At 74.6% G+C, this 14,954-nt stretch carries 14 protein-coding genes; 10 read left to right on the forward strand and 4 right to left on the reverse strand.

Annotation, left to right across the window (positions count from 1 at the left end):
• Positions 1-23 precede the first annotated feature (23 nt).
• Entirely contained in the window at positions 24-893 is an 870-nt protein-coding gene (locus ACI782_RS21695; protein WP_456912171.1) for an alpha/beta fold hydrolase, read from the reverse strand.
• A gap of 12 nt (positions 894-905) precedes the next feature.
• A complete protein-coding gene (locus ACI782_RS21700; protein ID WP_456912172.1) occupies positions 906-2,246 on the reverse strand; it encodes a hypothetical protein in 1,341 nt (446 codons plus the stop codon).
• Positions 2,247-2,433: 187 nt separating this feature from the next.
• Here ACI782_RS21700 and uvrC point away from each other — a divergent pair, with 187 nt between their 5' ends.
• The 10 genes from uvrC to ACI782_RS21750 all read left to right on the forward strand — a co-directional run bounded on the left by uvrC (position 2,434) and on the right by ACI782_RS21750 (position 13,509).
• On the forward strand, positions 2,434-4,500 hold the full coding sequence (uvrC, locus tag ACI782_RS21705) for an excinuclease ABC subunit UvrC (protein ID WP_456912173.1): 2,067 nt from the start codon (positions 2,434-2,436) through the stop codon (positions 4,498-4,500).
• The gene (gene rapZ, locus ACI782_RS21710; protein WP_456912174.1) at positions 4,497-5,504 is read left to right on the forward strand and encodes an RNase adapter RapZ; all 1,008 of its coding nucleotides are present in this window, start codon (positions 4,497-4,499) and stop codon (positions 5,502-5,504) included. Before uvrC ends, rapZ begins: the two co-directional genes overlap by 4 nt.
• A gap of 8 nt (positions 5,505-5,512) precedes the next feature.
• Positions 5,513-6,490, forward strand: a complete 978-nt coding sequence (locus ACI782_RS21715) for a gluconeogenesis factor YvcK family protein (protein WP_456912175.1) — start codon at positions 5,513-5,515, stop codon at positions 6,488-6,490.
• A gap of 128 nt (positions 6,491-6,618) precedes the next feature.
• On the forward strand, positions 6,619-7,599 hold the full coding sequence (whiA, locus tag ACI782_RS21720) for a DNA-binding protein WhiA (protein ID WP_456912176.1): 981 nt from the start codon (positions 6,619-6,621) through the stop codon (positions 7,597-7,599).
• Between the two features lie 184 nt (positions 7,600-7,783).
• Positions 7,784-8,791, forward strand: a complete 1,008-nt coding sequence (gene gap / locus ACI782_RS21725; protein WP_456912177.1) for a type I glyceraldehyde-3-phosphate dehydrogenase — start codon at positions 7,784-7,786, stop codon at positions 8,789-8,791.
• An 8-nt stretch (positions 8,792-8,799) separates the two neighbouring features.
• Positions 8,800-10,005: a phosphoglycerate kinase gene (locus ACI782_RS21730; RefSeq protein ID WP_456912178.1), complete on the forward strand. Its 1,206-nt coding sequence runs from the start codon at positions 8,800-8,802 to the stop codon at positions 10,003-10,005.
• Positions 10,005-10,847, forward strand: coding sequence for a triose-phosphate isomerase (tpiA, locus tag ACI782_RS21735; protein ID WP_456912179.1), 843 nt, complete (start codon positions 10,005-10,007; stop codon positions 10,845-10,847). Before ACI782_RS21730 ends, tpiA begins: the two co-directional genes overlap by 1 nt.
• Before the next feature lie 30 nt (positions 10,848-10,877).
• The gene (locus ACI782_RS21740) at positions 10,878-12,674 is read left to right on the forward strand and encodes an ABC transporter substrate-binding protein (protein WP_456912180.1); all 1,797 of its coding nucleotides are present in this window, start codon (positions 10,878-10,880) and stop codon (positions 12,672-12,674) included.
• 144 nt (positions 12,675-12,818) lie between these two features.
• Positions 12,819-13,052, forward strand: a complete 234-nt coding sequence (gene secG, locus ACI782_RS21745) for a preprotein translocase subunit SecG (protein WP_456912181.1) — start codon at positions 12,819-12,821, stop codon at positions 13,050-13,052.
• A 115-nt stretch (positions 13,053-13,167) separates the two neighbouring features.
• Positions 13,168-13,509 (forward strand): RNA polymerase-binding protein RbpA, encoded by a 342-nt coding sequence (locus ACI782_RS21750; RefSeq protein ID WP_456912182.1) that lies wholly within the window; start codon positions 13,168-13,170, stop codon positions 13,507-13,509.
• 159 nt (positions 13,510-13,668) lie between these two features.
• Here ACI782_RS21750 and ACI782_RS21755 read toward each other — a convergent pair whose 3' ends face one another.
• Both ACI782_RS21755 and pgl read right to left on the reverse strand, forming a co-directional pair.
• The gene (locus tag ACI782_RS21755; protein ID WP_456912183.1) at positions 13,669-13,848 is read right to left on the reverse strand and encodes a hypothetical protein; all 180 of its coding nucleotides are present in this window, start codon (positions 13,846-13,848) and stop codon (positions 13,669-13,671) included.
• A 217-nt stretch (positions 13,849-14,065) separates the two neighbouring features.
• A complete protein-coding gene (gene pgl, locus ACI782_RS21760) occupies positions 14,066-14,884 on the reverse strand; it encodes a 6-phosphogluconolactonase (protein ID WP_456912184.1) in 819 nt (272 codons plus the stop codon).
• Positions 14,885-14,954: the final 70 nt, after the last annotated feature.

Genomic DNA, 14,954 nt, shown 5'->3' on the forward strand with positions numbered 1-14,954 from the left:
GCTCCTTCCGGGATCAGGGGTGGTCAACCGCCGGTGACCTCCTGGGACGGCCGGTCGCGGTCCGGGCTCCGGCGAGGGCGTGGGGCGGCACGGGCCTCCACCTCCTGCCAGAACGCGTCCACCCGGGCGTTCCAGCGCTCCGGCACCTCCTGGAACGGCTGGTGCGCCTCGGTCTCCCACACCTCGAACCGGGCGCCGGGGATCGCGCCGGCGACCGCGCGGCCCAGCTCCGGCCGCGCGTTCTGGTCGATGCCCCCGGCCAGGACGAGCGTCGGTGCGGTGACCCGGGGGAGGCGGGACCGGGTGTCGTGGGTCGTCAGCGGTTCGAGGAAGCGCTGCAGGTCCTGCGGCGACTGCTTGTACGGGAAGGCGAGCACCTCGTCGACGATCGCCGCGACCGTGCCGTCCTCGTGCGCCCGCGGCGTGTAGATGTCGAGGTAGAAGGCCTCGAGGAACGCCCGCTCGCTCGGCGCCGCCTCCACCAGCCACTGGATGAACCGCACCCAGCTGCGGGCGTAGGTGTCCATCACCGCCCAGGTGCTCTGCAGGACCAGGCTGCGCACGCGTGCCGGGTGCCGCAGCGCCAGCTCCTGGGTGAAGACGCTGCCGGCCGAGAACCCCGCCACGTGGGCCGACGCGATGCCGAGGGCGTCCAGGACGCCGGCGGCGTCGTCGGCGATCACCTCGGGGCTCGCCGGGCCGGGCGGCATCGCCGTCCGCCCCGCGCCCCGGTTGTCGAACGCGGTCAGGCGGTAGCGGTCGGCCAGCCCGTCGAGCTGGAGCTGCCAGGACTCGACGGTGTCCCCGAGCCCGCCGATGAGCAGAACGTCCGGCCCCTGGCCGACCTGCTCCACCCAGACGTCGAGGTCACCGACGCGCACGTGTGCGCCCATCGCCACGTCCCCTCAGGGGTGCCACCGCTGCCGGTGCTCGGCGTGCGTCCGCAGGTAGGCGCCGGGCCGGAAGAAGCGGTCGTAGAACTCAAGGTCGAGGTGGTGGGCCTGCACGTAGTTGAGGATGAACACGGTCGGCACGGTGCCGGGGAACTTGCCGAAGGTGTCCAGGACGTACTGGGCCTGCAGCGCCACGCACGCCTTGAACTCCGCGTCGTGGACCTGCGCGCTGCCGCGGAAGCCGGGACTGTCGGTCCACGGGCCGGGCGTGCGCGGGTTGAACGGGCCACCCTCGCCGAACTTGCGCTCGGCGAAGGCCTCGACCGCCGCCGCCATGTCCGCGTGGTGGGGCGGGCAGAACGCCTCGAAGACGCCCGGCAGGCCGGTCGGGTTCGGCACCGCCCAGCGCTCGTCGGAGTCGTAGCGGAACCCCAGGCCGGGGACGGCGGGGTCCCCCGAGGCCCCGAGCACCGCGAACCGGTCGATCCCGTCGAACATCCACCCGCCGAGCCCCATCGCCTGGAGCACGAGCACCCCGGCGTAGCAGCAGGTGGCGAGCTCCGCGGTCGCCTCGGTGAGCGCGTACTGCTCGGTGAAGGTCAGCGGGAACGGCGCGTCGACGTCCACCAGGTGGCGGAACCGGTCCAGGCCAGGGACCTCGCGGCCGTTGACGTCGTCGAAGACCGCGTACCCGTTCTGCGTGAAGAAGCAGAGGATCGCCAGCAGGTGCTGGGCGATGTCGGCGACCGGGACGACCAGCAGCGAGCCCGGCACGTTGACGCACCACGTGTTGTGCCCCTCCAGGTAGGGCTCCTCCGCCGGCAGGTGCAGCCGCCGGTCGGACAGCTGCCGCACCCGGCCCCGGTGCCGCTCGACCACCAGCTCGGCGGTGACCTCCTCGGTGGCCGGGTCGACCAGCGCACCGGCGTCCCGGGTGGGGAAGAAGTAGACGCCGGAGTCGTCGGTGAAGAACAGCTCGGCGGTGTGGAAGCCGGCCGCGGACGGGAACGTCCGCCCGGCCGCGGCGCCCGCGTAGTTCGCCGGGTGCGGCGCGTAGTGCGCGTTGCGGGTGATCGAGTGGTGCCAGCCGGTGGTCCCGCCCATGGCGCTCAGCACCAGCATCCGCTCCAGCTCGGTCAGCGGCATCGGCTCGTGCCGGGACCGGTAGGCGAGGGGGCCGTCGGGGATCTCGTCGCCGAGGGCGAACCGCCGGGAACGCCGCCCGAACAGGGCCTCGACGAGCGGGAAGGTCGCGAGGTCGGTCAGGGGGTCGGTCAGTGCCGGTGGCGCCGTCCGGGCCTCCGGGATGGACGCCGGGCGGGTCCGGCTCGTCGGGTCCTGCGTCGAGCCCATGGGCGCTCCCCCCGTGGAGGACGACCTGACCGCCCGAGGCTGGATCGGGGTCCGGCGCGGGGGACAGAGGCGGAGGTCCCACGAGGTCCTCCGGGGTCCGCGGAGAATGACACCGGTGTCGCCCCAGTGGCCACTTCCACGCCCCGCGGACGGCGGACCGTCGTCCCCCCGACCTAACCTGGAGGCCATGCCCGACCCGTCCACGTACCGACCGGCGGTCGGCAGCATCCCCGAGGACCCGGGGGTCTACAAGTTCCGCGACCCCCACGGGCGGGTCGTCTACGTCGGCAAGGCCAAGAACCTCCGGCAGCGGCTGAACAGCTACTTCGCCGACGTGGCGGGCCTGCACCCGCGCACCCGGCAGATGGTGACGACGGCGGCCGGCGTCGAGTGGACCGTCGTCGGCACCGAGGTCGAGGCGCTCCAGCTCGAGTACAACTGGATCAAGGAGTTCGACCCGCGGTTCAACGTCCGCTACCGGGACGACAAGAGCTACCCGTCGCTGGCGGTCACCCTCAACGAGGAGTACCCGCGGCTGCAGGTGATGCGCGGGCCGAAGAAGAAGGGCGTCCGCTACTTCGGGCCCTACGCGCACGCTTGGGCGATCCGCGAGACCCTCGACACCCTGACCCGCGTCTTCCCGGCCCGCACCTGCTCCAACGGGGTCTTCAAGCGCGCCGGGCAGATCGGCCGGCCCTGCCTGCTGGGCTACATCGGCAAGTGCGCGGCGCCGTGCGTGGGCCGGGTGACGGCCGAGGAGCACCGCGCCATCGTCGACGACTTCTGCGACTTCATGGCCGGCCGGACCGACCAGATGGTCAAGCGCCTCGAGCGGGAGATGGCCGAGGCCGCCGAGGCGATGGAGTACGAGAAGGCCGCCCGGCTGCGCGACGACCTGGGCGCCCTGAAGCGGGCGATGGAGAAGCAGGCCGTCGTCCTCGGCGACGGCACCGACGCCGACGTCGTCGCCTTCGCGCAGGACGAGCTGGAGGCCTCGGTGCAGGTCTTCCACGTCCGGGGCGGGCGGGTGCGCGGCCAGCGCGGGTGGATCGTCGACAAGGTCGAGGAGGTCACCACCGGCGAGCTGGTGGAGCAGTTCCTGCTGCAGGTGTACGGGGGGTCCGGGGGCGGGGCCGAGCAGTCCGCAGAGGCCGGAGAGGCGGTGCCGCGCGAGGTGCTCGTCCCCGAGCTGCCCGACGACGCCGACGTCTACGCCGAGCTGCTCAGCGAGCTGCGCGGCTCCCGGGTGTCGCTGCGGGTGCCGCAGCGGGGTGACAAGCGGGCCCTGCTCGAGACCGTCGAGCGCAACGCCAAGGAGGCCTTCGTCCGGCACCGCGTGAAGCGGTCCAGCGACCTCACCGCCCGCTCGCTGGCGCTGCAGGAGCTGCAGGAGGCCCTCGAGCTGCCGGACGCCCCCCTGCGGATCGAGTGCATCGACGTCAGCCACGTCCAGCAGACCAACGTCGTCGCCTCGATGGTGGTGTTCGAGGACGGGCTGGCGAAGAAGTCCGACTACCGGCGGTTCAGCGTCACCCACGGAACCGACGACACCGCCGCGATGGCCGAGGTCGTGCGCCGCCGGTTCGCCCGGCACCTCAAGGAGGAGCAGGACCGCCAGGACGAGCAGGGGATCGCCGCGGAGGAGGGCCGGCCGCGCCGGTTCGCCTACCCGCCGAACCTGCTGGTCGTGGACGGGGGCGCCCCCCAGGTGGCCGCGGCCGCGCGGTCCCTCGACGAGCTCGGCATCGTCGACGTCGCCGTGTGCGGGCTGGCCAAGCGCATGGAGGAGGTGTGGCTGCCGAACGAACGCGATCCGGTCGTCCTGCCGCGCACCTCCGAGGCGCTGTACCTGCTGCAGCGCGTGCGCGACGAGGCACACCGGTTCGCCATCACCTACCACCGGCAGAAGCGGTCCACCAGCATGCTGGTCTCCCTGTTGGACGACGTCCCCGGCCTCGGGGAGACGCGGCGGAAGGCGCTGATGAAGCAGTTCGGGTCCCTCAAGCGGCTGCGGGCCGCGACCGTGGAGGAGCTGACGGCCGTGCCCGGCATCGGCCGGCGCACCGCCGAGGCGGTGCAGGCGGCGGTGGCACCGCCGGAGGCGGGGGAGGCAGCGGTGGCGGAACCGGCTCCGGACTCACCACCGGCCGACGACGTCGTGGAGACGACGACCGGGCCGTCCGGTCCCGCCGAGCGGGGGGCCCCGCAGCCGGGGGCCGGGGCCACCGCCGGGGTCGGGCTGGTGGCCTCGTGAGCGGCGGCACCGAGGTGACCAGCTCCCGTGACGGGTACGGCGACGGGCTCGCGCGTCCGCACGGCCCCCTCGGGACGCCGCCGGGCACCCCGGGGCACCCGCACACCGACGTCCCGCCGCCGATCGACCCGGCGTCCACCGAGACCCAGCCGCTGGACGTCGTCGTCGTCACCGGCCTGTCCGGCGCGGGCAAGAACAGCGCCGGCCGCGTGCTCGAGGACCTCGGCTTCTTCGTCGTGGACAACCTGCCGCCGGCGCTGCTGCAGCCGATGGTGGAGCTCGGCGCCCGCGGCGACCTGCGCCGCTTCGCCGCGGTGGTCGACGTCCGCAGCCGGGCCTTCTCCAGCGACCTGCAGGAGGCCATCCGGGTGCTCGCCGAGGCCGGTCACCGGCCGCGGGTCGTCTACGTGCACGCCCGCGACGAGGTGCTGGTGCGCCGGTACGAGTCGGTGCGGCGGGAGCACCCGCTGCAGGGCGACGGCACGCTGATCGACGGCATCTCCGCCGAGCGCGCGCTGCTGACGGGGATCGCCGGCGAGGCCGACCTGTGGGTCGACACCAGCGACCTCAACGTGCACCAGCTGCGCGCCACCCTCGAGAAGTCGTTCGCGCACGAGGGGCAGCTGCCGCCGCTGACCGCGACGGTGCTCAGCTTCGGCTTCAAGTACGGCCTGCCGCTGGACGCCGACCTCGTCGTCGACGCCCGGTTCCTGCCCAACCCGCACTGGCTGCCCGAGCTGCGGCCGCACACCGGGCGGGACGCCGACGTCCGCGACTACGTCCTCGGCCAGGAGGACGCCGGCCCGTTCCTGGACCGCTACACCGACGTGCTGCGGCTGCTCATCCCCGGGTTCCGGCGCGAGGGGAAGCGCTACCTGACCCTCGCCGTCGGCTGCACCGGAGGCAAGCACCGCAGCGTGGCGATCGCCGAGGAGTTCGCCCGCCGGCTCGCCGCTGACGGCATCGCCGCCACCGTCCAGCACCGCGACCTGGGCCGCGAGTAGTGGGGGCCGTGGAGGCCGGGCCGCGGGGCCCGGCGCTCGACCGACCGCCGCGGGTGGTGGCCTTCGGGGGCGGCCACGGCCTGGCCGCCGCCCTCGGCGCGTGGCGCCGGCTCACGCCCGAGCTGACGGCGGTCGTCACGGTGGCCGACGACGGCGGCTCCTCCGGCCGCATCCGCCGGGAGATGCCGGTGCTGCCGCCCGGCGACCTCCGCATGGCCCTCGCCGCCCTGGCCGACGAGACCGCGGACAGCCGCCGCATGGCCGCCCTGCTGCAGCACCGGTTCGGCGGCACCGGCGTCCTGGCCGGGCACCCGGTCGGCAACCTGGTGCTCACCGGCCTCACCGAGCTGCACAGCGGGGACGCCGTGGCGGCGCTGGACGACCTGTGCCGCCTGCTGGGCGCCCGCGGCCGGGTGCTGCCGATGGCCGACGTCCCGCTGGACCTGGTCGCGCGGGTGGAGAGCACCGATCCCGACGACCCGTCGCGGAGCCGCACGATCCGCGGCCAGGTGGCGATCGCGTCGACCCCCGGCCGGGTCCGCGACATCATCGTCTCGCCGCCGGACCCGCCGGTGAACGGCGCCGTCCTCGAGGCCATCGCGGCGGCCGACGTCGTGTCGCTGGGCCCCGGTTCCTGGTACACGTCCGTCCTGCCGCACCTGCTGGTGCCGCGGCTGCGCGCCGCCCTGGAGGCGAGCAGCGCTCGGGTGGTGGTCGTGCTGAACCTGGAACCGCAGCCGGGAGAGACCGACGGCTTCTCCCCGGAGGAGCACCTCACGGTGCTGCGCAGCCACCTGGGCGGGGTGGCGCTGCACACGGTGATCGCGGATGTCGACTCGGTTGTTGACCGCTGTGGTCTCCTTTCTGCAGTCCGCGAGTGCGGTGCGGAGCTCGTACTGGCTCCCGTCGCCGCACCCGACGGGTCGCCGAGGCACGACTCGGGCCGCCTCGCGGCGGCGCTGGGGGCGGCCTTCGGATCGCGCTAGGGCCCAACGGGCATGGAAATCCGGCGCCGGGTACCGGACCCTTCGGTACCGGCACCGGTACGAGGGGGAGAAGAGGGGACGCCGCACATGGGGCCTGGTTACCCCGGGGGAACGTGGGGGTGGACGGCATGGCGATGACGGCCATGGTCAAGGACGAGCTGTCTCGGGTCGAGTGCACCAAGACCTCCGAGCGCAAGGCGGAGGTCACCGCCCTGCTGCGCTTCAGCGGTGGTCTGCACATCGTCGGTGGCCGCGTGGTCATCGAGGCCGAGCTCGACACCGGTTCCGTCGCCCGTCGGCTGCGTCGCGACATCAGCGAGGTCTACGGCTACACCAGCGGCGTGAGCGTGCTCGCCGGCGGCAACATCCGCCGGGGCGTGCGCTACCTGGTCCGCATCGCCAAGCACGGCGAGGGCCTGGCCCGGCAGACCGGGCTGGTCGACCAGCGCGGCCGCCCGGTGCGGGGCCTGCCGCCGGCGGTGGTCTCCGGCAGCCTCAACGACGCCGAGGCCGCCTGGCGCGGGGCCTTCCTCGCCCACGGGTCGCTGACCGAGCCGGGCCGCTCGTCGTCCCTGGAGGTCACCTGCCCCGGCCCTGAGGCCGCGATGGCGCTGGTCGGCGCGGCCCGGCGGCTCGGCATCGCCGCCAAGGCCCGGGAGGTGCGCGGGGCCGACCGCGTCGTCGTCCGGGACGGCGACGCCATAAGCGCGCTGCTCACCCGCATGGGCGCCCACGACGCCGTCCTGGCCTGGGAGGAGCGGCGGATGCGCCGCGAGGTCCGGGCCACGGCCAACCGGCTGGCCAACTTCGACGACGCCAACCTGCGCCGCTCCGCGCGGGCCGCCGTCGCCGCCAGCGCTCGCGTGGAGCGCGCCCTCGAGATCCTCAACGGGGACGCCCCCGAGCACCTGCTGATCGCCGGCCGGCTGCGGCTCGAGCACGGGCAGGCGTCGCTGGAGGAGCTCGGCCAGCGGGCCGACCCGCCGATGACCAAGGACGCCGTCGCCGGCCGCATAAGGCGACTGCTGGCGATGGCCGACAAGCGCGCGAAGGACCTCGGCATCCCCGACACCGAGTCCGTCGTGACCGAGGACATGCTGGCCCAGTAGGAGGAGGACCTCCCGGCCACTCGCAGGCTCGCGGCGGGACCCTGCGGGGAGGCCGTTCCGTGGCCCGGGCCGCCGCCGGATGGCCCGGGCCGCGCGCATGCCGGGACCGATAGGGTCTGCACGGGGCGAGGCCGCGAGTGCGCGGCCCCGAGTGGCAGTCGTCGACCGACATCGGAGGTCTGCAGTGACCGTACGGGTGGGCATCAACGGATTCGGCCGGATCGGCCGCAACTTCTACCGGGCCGCCGCGGCCAGCGGCAAGGACGTCGAGATCGTGGCGGTCAACGACCTCACCAGCCCCGAGGTCCTCGCGCACCTGCTGAAGCACGACAGCGTGCTCGGCAAGTTCCCCGAGGACGTCGCCGCCGACGGCGAGGGCATCAAGGTGGGCGGCAGCACGGTCAAGGTGCTCTCCGAGCGCGACCCGGCCAACCTGCCGTGGGGCGACCTCGGCTGCGACGTGGTCGTGGAGTCCACCGGGTTCTTCACCAAGGCCGACGACGCGCGCAAGCACGTCGACAAGGGCGGCGCGAAGAAGGTCATCATCTCCGCGCCGGCCACCGGGGACGACCTCACCATCGTCATGGGCGTCAACCACGACGAGTACGACGGCTCGCAGACGATCATCAGCAACGCGTCCTGCACCACGAACTGCCTGGCCCCGCTGGCGAAGGTCCTCAACGACGCGTTCGGCATCGAGCGCGGCCTGATGACCACGATCCACGCCTACACCGCCGACCAGAACCTGCAGGACGGCCCGCACAAGGACCTGCGCCGCGCCCGCGCCGCCGCCCTCAACATGGTGCCGACCTCGACCGGTGCGGCCAAGGCGATCGGCCTGGTCCTGCCGGAGCTCAACGGCAAGCTCGACGGCTACGCCGTCCGCGTCCCGGTGCCCACCGGCTCGGCCACCGACCTGACCGTCCAGCTCACCCGTGAGGCCTCCGCCGAGGAGATCGACGCCGCCTACCGCGAGGCCGCCTCCTCCGGCCCGCTGGCCGGCTACCTCTCCTACACCGACGCCCCGATCGTCTCCTCCGACATCGTCACCGACCCGTCGTCGTGCATCTACGACGCCAAGCTGACCAAGGTCTTCGGCCCGATGGCCAAGGTGCTCGGCTGGTACGACAACGAGTGGGGCTACTCGAACCGCCTGGTCGACTCCGTCGAGCTCGTCGGCCGTTCCCTCTGACAGCGACGATGCGCAGCCTCGACGACCTGCTCGCCGAGGGGGTCGCGGGTCGGCGCGTGCTCGTGCGCGCCGACCTGAACGTCCCCCTCGACAAGGGCACCGGCGCGATCACCGACGACGGCCGGATCCGCGCCAGCCTGCCCACCCTGCAGGCGCTGCGCGACGGCGGCGCCCGCGTGGTCGTCGCCGCGCACCTCGGCCGGCCCAAGGGGGAGCCCGACCCGCAGTACTCCCTCGCCCCGGTCGCCGCGCGGCTGGGCGAGCTGCTGGGCACCGACGTGCCGCTGGCCGCCGACGTGGCCGGCGACGACGCGCGCACCCGGGCCGGGGCGCTCGGCGACGGCGACGTCCTGCTGCTGGAGAACGTCCGGTTCGAGGCGGCCGAGACGGCCAAGGACGACGCCGAGCGGGGCGAGCTGGCCGACCGGCTGGCCGCCCTCGCCGACGTCTACGTCGACGACGCCTTCGGCGCGGTGCACCGCAAGCACGCCTCGGTGTACGACGTGGCCGAGCGGCTGCCGCACGTGGCCGGCCGGCTGGTCGCCGAGGAGCTCGACGTCCTGACCCGGCTGACGCAGGACCCCGAGCGGCCCTACGTCGTCGTGCTCGGTGGCTCCAAGGTCAGCGACAAGCTCGCCGTCATCGAGGCGCTGCTGCCGAAGGTGGACCGGCTGCTGGTCGGCGGCGGGATGTGTTTCACGTTCCTGGCCGCCCAGGGTCACGGGGTGGGCAGGTCCCTGCTGGAGACCGACCAGGTCGACACCTGCCGCCGGCTGCTGGCCGAGGCCGGGGACCGGATCGTGCTGCCCCTCGACGTGGTGTGCGCGCCGGAGTTCAGCGCCGACGCCCCCACCACCACGGTTGGCATCGACGCGATCCCCGACGACCAGATGGGCCTGGACGTCGGCCCGCGCACGGTCGAGGCGTTCGGCCGGGAGCTGGGCGGTGCGCGCACCGTCTTCTGGAACGGCCCGATGGGCGTCTTCGAGCTCGCCCCGTTCCAGGCGGGCACCCGCGGCGTGGCCGAGGCGGTCGGGGCCGTCGCCGGGCTGTCGGTCGTCGGCGGCGGGGACTCCGCGGCGGCGGTCCGCCAGCTGGGCCTCGACGAGTCCGCCTACGGGCACATCAGCACCGGCGGCGGCGCGTCGCTGGAGTACCTGGAGGGCCGGGAGCTGCCGGGCCTCGCGGTGCTGGCCGACCGAGGGGGCGAGTGATGGCACGCAAGACCCCGGTGCGCCGGGAGGGACGGCGACCGCTGATCGCCGGCAACTGGAAGATGAACCTCACCCACCTCGAGGCCATCGGCCTGGTGCAGAAGCTCGTCTTCTCGCTCAAGGAGCCCGAGCTCGAGGCGGCCGAGGTCGTCGTCCTGCCGCCGTTCACCGCGCTGCGCAGCGTCCAGACGCTGGTCGCCGGCGACAAGCTGGAGGTCGGCTACGGGGCGCAGGACCTCTCGGTCCACGACTCCGGGGCCTACACCGGCGAGGTCAGCGGGGCCATGCTGGCCGCCCTGGCCTGCAGCTACGTCGTCGTCGGGCACTCCGAGCGGCGTGCGCTGCACGGTGAGGACGACGCGCTGGTGGCCGCCAAGGTCCAGGCCGCGCTGCGGCACGGCCTGGTGCCGATCCTCTGCGTGGGGGAGGGGCTCGACGTCCGCAGGGCCGGGCAGCACGTCCCGCACTGCACGACCCAGCTCGACGCGGCGCTCGAGGGGCTGACCGGCGAGCAGGTGCGCGGCACCGTCGACGGCGGGGGCGTCGGGTCCGGCGGCGGGGTGGTCATCGCGTACGAGCCGGTGTGGGCGATCGGGACCGGCGAGGTCGCGACTCCCGAGGACGCTCAGGAGGTGTGCGGTGCCCTCCGGTCACGGCTCGCCGAGCGTTTCGGTCCGGAGACGGCCGCGGCGGTCCGTATCCTCTACGGCGGGTCGGTGAAGGCCGCGAACACGGCCGGGATCCTGGCCGGGCCGGACGTCGACGGTGCGCTCGTCGGTGGCGCCAGCCTGGACGCCGACGAGTTCGCGCAGATCTGTCGGACAGCAGCCGACGGCAGCTGACCGCCGCCGCCGGCGAGGCGGGAGCGGTAGGTGGAGAGCACGCAGCAGGGACCGGCGGGGCGGGGCCCGGCCTGGGCCCGCGGCACGCGTGGCCGGGTCGCGGCCATCGCCGGCGCCGTCGTCCTGGTGCTCGTGGCGGCCGTGAGCTGCAGCAGTGGCGCGGACGACGCCTCGGGCGTCCCCGTGCAGGGCGACGGCCCGGACGCCGGTCTCACCGGCGTCCGGGCCGCGTCCGACGCCACCGGCGGCACGCTGCGGGTGGTGACCGGCGAGATCGACAACCTCGACCCGCAGCGCTCCTACCTGCCGGGTGTGTGGAACCTCATGCGGCTCTACACCCGCACGCTGGTCACCTACTCCACCGAGCCCGGGCGCACCGACGAGCTGGTGCCGGACCTCGCCACCGACCTCGGCACCACCCCGGACGGCGGCACGACCTGGACGTTCACCCTCCGCGAGGGGACCCGGTTCGAGAACGGCCGGGCGATCACCTCCCGGGACGTCAAGTACGGCATCGAGCGCTCCTTCGCCTCCGACGTGGTGGTCGGCGGCCCCACGCACGTCGTCGAGCTGCTGGACGACCCGGCGAACCCCTACGCCGGCCCGTACCAGGACGAGTCGCCGGACAAGCTGGCCCTGGCCGCGATCGAGACGCCGGACGACCGGACGATCACCTTCCGCCTGCGCAGCCAGCAGCCGGACTTCCCGTACGTCATGGCCCTGCCGTCGAGCAGCCCGGTGCCGATCGAGAACGACCGGGGCGCGGACTACGGCGGGGACCCGGTCTCCTCCGGCCCGTACGCGATCACCAGCGTCGACGCGGTCACCGGCATCCTGCTCGACCGCAACCCCGAGTGGGACCCGGCGACCGACGACGTCCGCACCGCGCTGCCCGACCGGGTCGTCGTCCGCACCGGGATGAGCGGCGTCGAGCGGGACCAGGCGCTGCTGGCCGGGTCCGCGGACGTCGACGTCTCCGGCAGCGGCGTGCAGGCCGCGACCCAGGCGCGCCTGGCGGAGGGCACCGGCGGTGAGGTCCCGGTGACCGACCGCGTGGACGAGGTGACCAGCGGCGTGGTGCGGCTGCTCGCCCTCCCGACGAACGTGGCGCCGCTGGACGACGCCGAGTGCCGCGCCGCGGTGGCCGCGGCCGTGGACCGGCGGGCGGTGCAGGAGGTCCTCGGCGGAGCGGTCAACGCCGTGCGGACCTCCCAGCTGTGGCCCCGCGGCCTGGACGGCGGCCCCGAGGACCCCGATCCCCAGCCGGACGCCGCCGCCGCCCGCGAACACCTGGACGCGTGCGGGCAGCCCGACGGGTTCAGCACCGTGCTGGCCGTCCCCGACGCTGCGAGCAGCGTGGCCGTGGCCGAGGAGATCGCCGGCCAGCTGGCCGAGGTGGGCATCCAGGCCGAGGTCCGGCCGCTGGCCGCGCCCAGCTTCTACGCCACCGAGGTGGGCAACCCGGACAACGTCGCGGCCCAGGGGCTGGGCGTCGTCCTGGCCACCTGGACGGCGGACTTCCCGACCCCCGGCGCGTTCCTCGTCCCCCTGGTCGACGGCCGCTCGGTGAGCCCGGTCGGGAACACCAACTTCGCGCGGCTGGCCGACCCGGCGCTCAACGGGCTGATCGACGCCGCCCGAGCCGTCGGGGACCCGGAGGAGGCCCGTACCGCCTGGCGCGACGTCGCGGCCGCGGCCACCGCGACGAGTGCGTACGTGCCCCTGGCCGAGGCCCGCATCCAGCTGCTCGCCGGGCAGCGGCTGCGCAACGGCGTGGTGATGACCGCCTACAGCGGCTACGACGTCGCGACCGCCGGCGTCCGCTGACAGTCGTTCCTGCGAGGGGCATCGCAGCGAGCGCCAGCGAGCGAGGAGCGGACCGGGGCGCGGAAGGGGACCGGTCCTATCGTCCGATGACCCGTCCGGGTCGTGTCGGCCGGGCGCTGGCGCGCGGTCGGTTACCCTCGATGCATGATCGAGCTGGTCCTCAACGTGCTGCTGGTGCTGACCAGCGTGCTCCTCGTGGTGCTGATCCTGCTGCACCGGGGGAAGGGCGGGGGCCTGTCCTCGATGTTCGGTGGCGCGGTGTCCTCGCAGCTGGCCGGCTCGTCCGTGGTGGAGAAGAACCTCAACCGCCTGACCGTCTTCACCGGCCTCGTCTGGGCGATCTGCATCGTCGGCCTCGGGATCCTGCTCAAGGTCTGACCCGCCCGGCGAGGTGGTGCTCGTGCGAAAGGTGAGGGGAATCTCCCCGTTCAGGCCCTAGACTGCCCGCGCGGCCGGTCGACGCCGCAGACCTCTCGAGACACAGGGAGCGCTCGTGGCTGGTGGGAACGCGATCCGGGGCACGCGGGTCGGTGCCGGGCCGATGGGGGAGGCCGAGCGCGGCGAGACCGCACCTCGACGGCGCGTCGCCTTCTGGTGCACACAGGGGCACGAGACGCGGGTCGCCTTCGCCAGCGACGCCGAGGTCCCCGAGCTGTGGGACTGCCCGCGCTGCGGGCTGCCCGCCGGGCAGGACCAGGCCGCCCCGCCACCGGCGCCCCGGACCGAGCCGTACAAGACCCACCTGGCCTACGTGCGCGAGCGGCGCACCGACGCCGACGGTGACGCGCTCCTCGAAGAGGCGCTCGCCAAGCTCCGAGCCCGGCGCGGCGCCTGAGGCTGCGGCGACAGGCGCCGCGGCACGCGACGCCTGAGCCACGCGACGCCTGAGCACGGCCCCGTCCCGGGTCCCGCCCTGAGCCTGCACAGGGCCGGGCGGCCCCGTCCAGGGCACCTCCGCGCGCGTGCGAGCGGCGGGGAGGACGGGGTCCTCTCTCTAGTCGAGCGGCTCCCGGGGGAGCGGCACCGGGGCGTAGGGCACCCACGCCGCCTGCTCGAGGTCCCAGTAGCAGCCGCGGTGGTGCCGGGCGCGTCCGGTGCCCTCCTCGGCCGCGGCGCCGGCGAGGGCGTCCTCGGCCCGGGCCGGGTGGGGGACGGTCGTGGCGGGGAGCGTCATGGGGGTCTCCGGGGGTGTGGCCGACGTGGTGCGGTCACGGCGCCGTCGGCGTCTGGCGTCCCACGTGCGATCTGCTTGCAGCGGCCGCGCCAAGGCAGTGTGCTCCGCCGTGTCGACCGCGGGCCAGGGACTTTCGGAACGGGCGCACGGCCCGGCGCGCCGTTCGGTCCGACCGACCGGAACGCCTGCGGACGGTGGCCGGCGCTCCCGCCTCCGCTCAGCCGCCGGGGGTCTCCAGCCCGCTCGCGGCGGCGGCGTCCAGCAGCCAGCGGGTGGCCCGCCGGCCGTGCACGCCGGCCGCGGGCAGCTGCTGCGGACCGGCGTCGCCGCGCAGGGCCGCCGCGACCGCTGGGGCCTTCCCCTCTCCCGACACCAGCAGCCAGACCTCCTCCGCGGAGTTGATCGCGGCGAAGCCGAGGCTCACCCGGGTCGGGGGCGGCTTCGGGCAGTCGCGCACGGCGACCACCAGACGCTCGTCCGAGGCGGCCGGCGACTCCGGGAAGATCGACGCCACGTGCCCCTCGGGGCCCATGCCGAGCAGGAGCACGTCGAAGCGGGGCAGCCGTGTGCCCTCGGGCGCCGCGGCGGCCAGCTGCTCGGCGTACCAGGCGGCGGCGTCCTCGGGCTCGTCGAAGCCGGCGTCCGACGCGGGCATGGCGTGCACCCGCTCGAACGGCACGCCGACGCGGTCGAGCAGGGCCTCCCGCGCGCCGGTCTCGTTGCGCTCGTCGCCGCCCGCGGGGACGAACCGCTCGTCGCCCCACCAGACGTCCACCGCCGTCCAGTCGACCCGCTCCCGCTCGGGTTCGGCGGCGAGCTCCGCCACCCGCTCGAGGACGGCGGTGCCGATGCCGCCGCCGGTGAGCACGACCGAGGCGGTGCCGTGCACCGCCTGGGCGGCGGCCAGCCGCGCGACCAGCGCCGAGGCGACCGCCCGGGCGAGCCGGTCGGCGTCGGGCTCCACGACGACGTCGGGCACCGGGCGGCCCTCCTCCGCCAGCCCGGCGGCGATCCGTTCCCCGGGCGGCAGGCTCACGAGTCGACCCCGCCGGCGCTCGGCCGGCTCATGAGCCGGGCTGCTCTGCCCCTGCGCGACCTCGCGAGCT

It is taken from the genome of Geodermatophilus sp. SYSU D00703, from assembly GCF_054050155.1.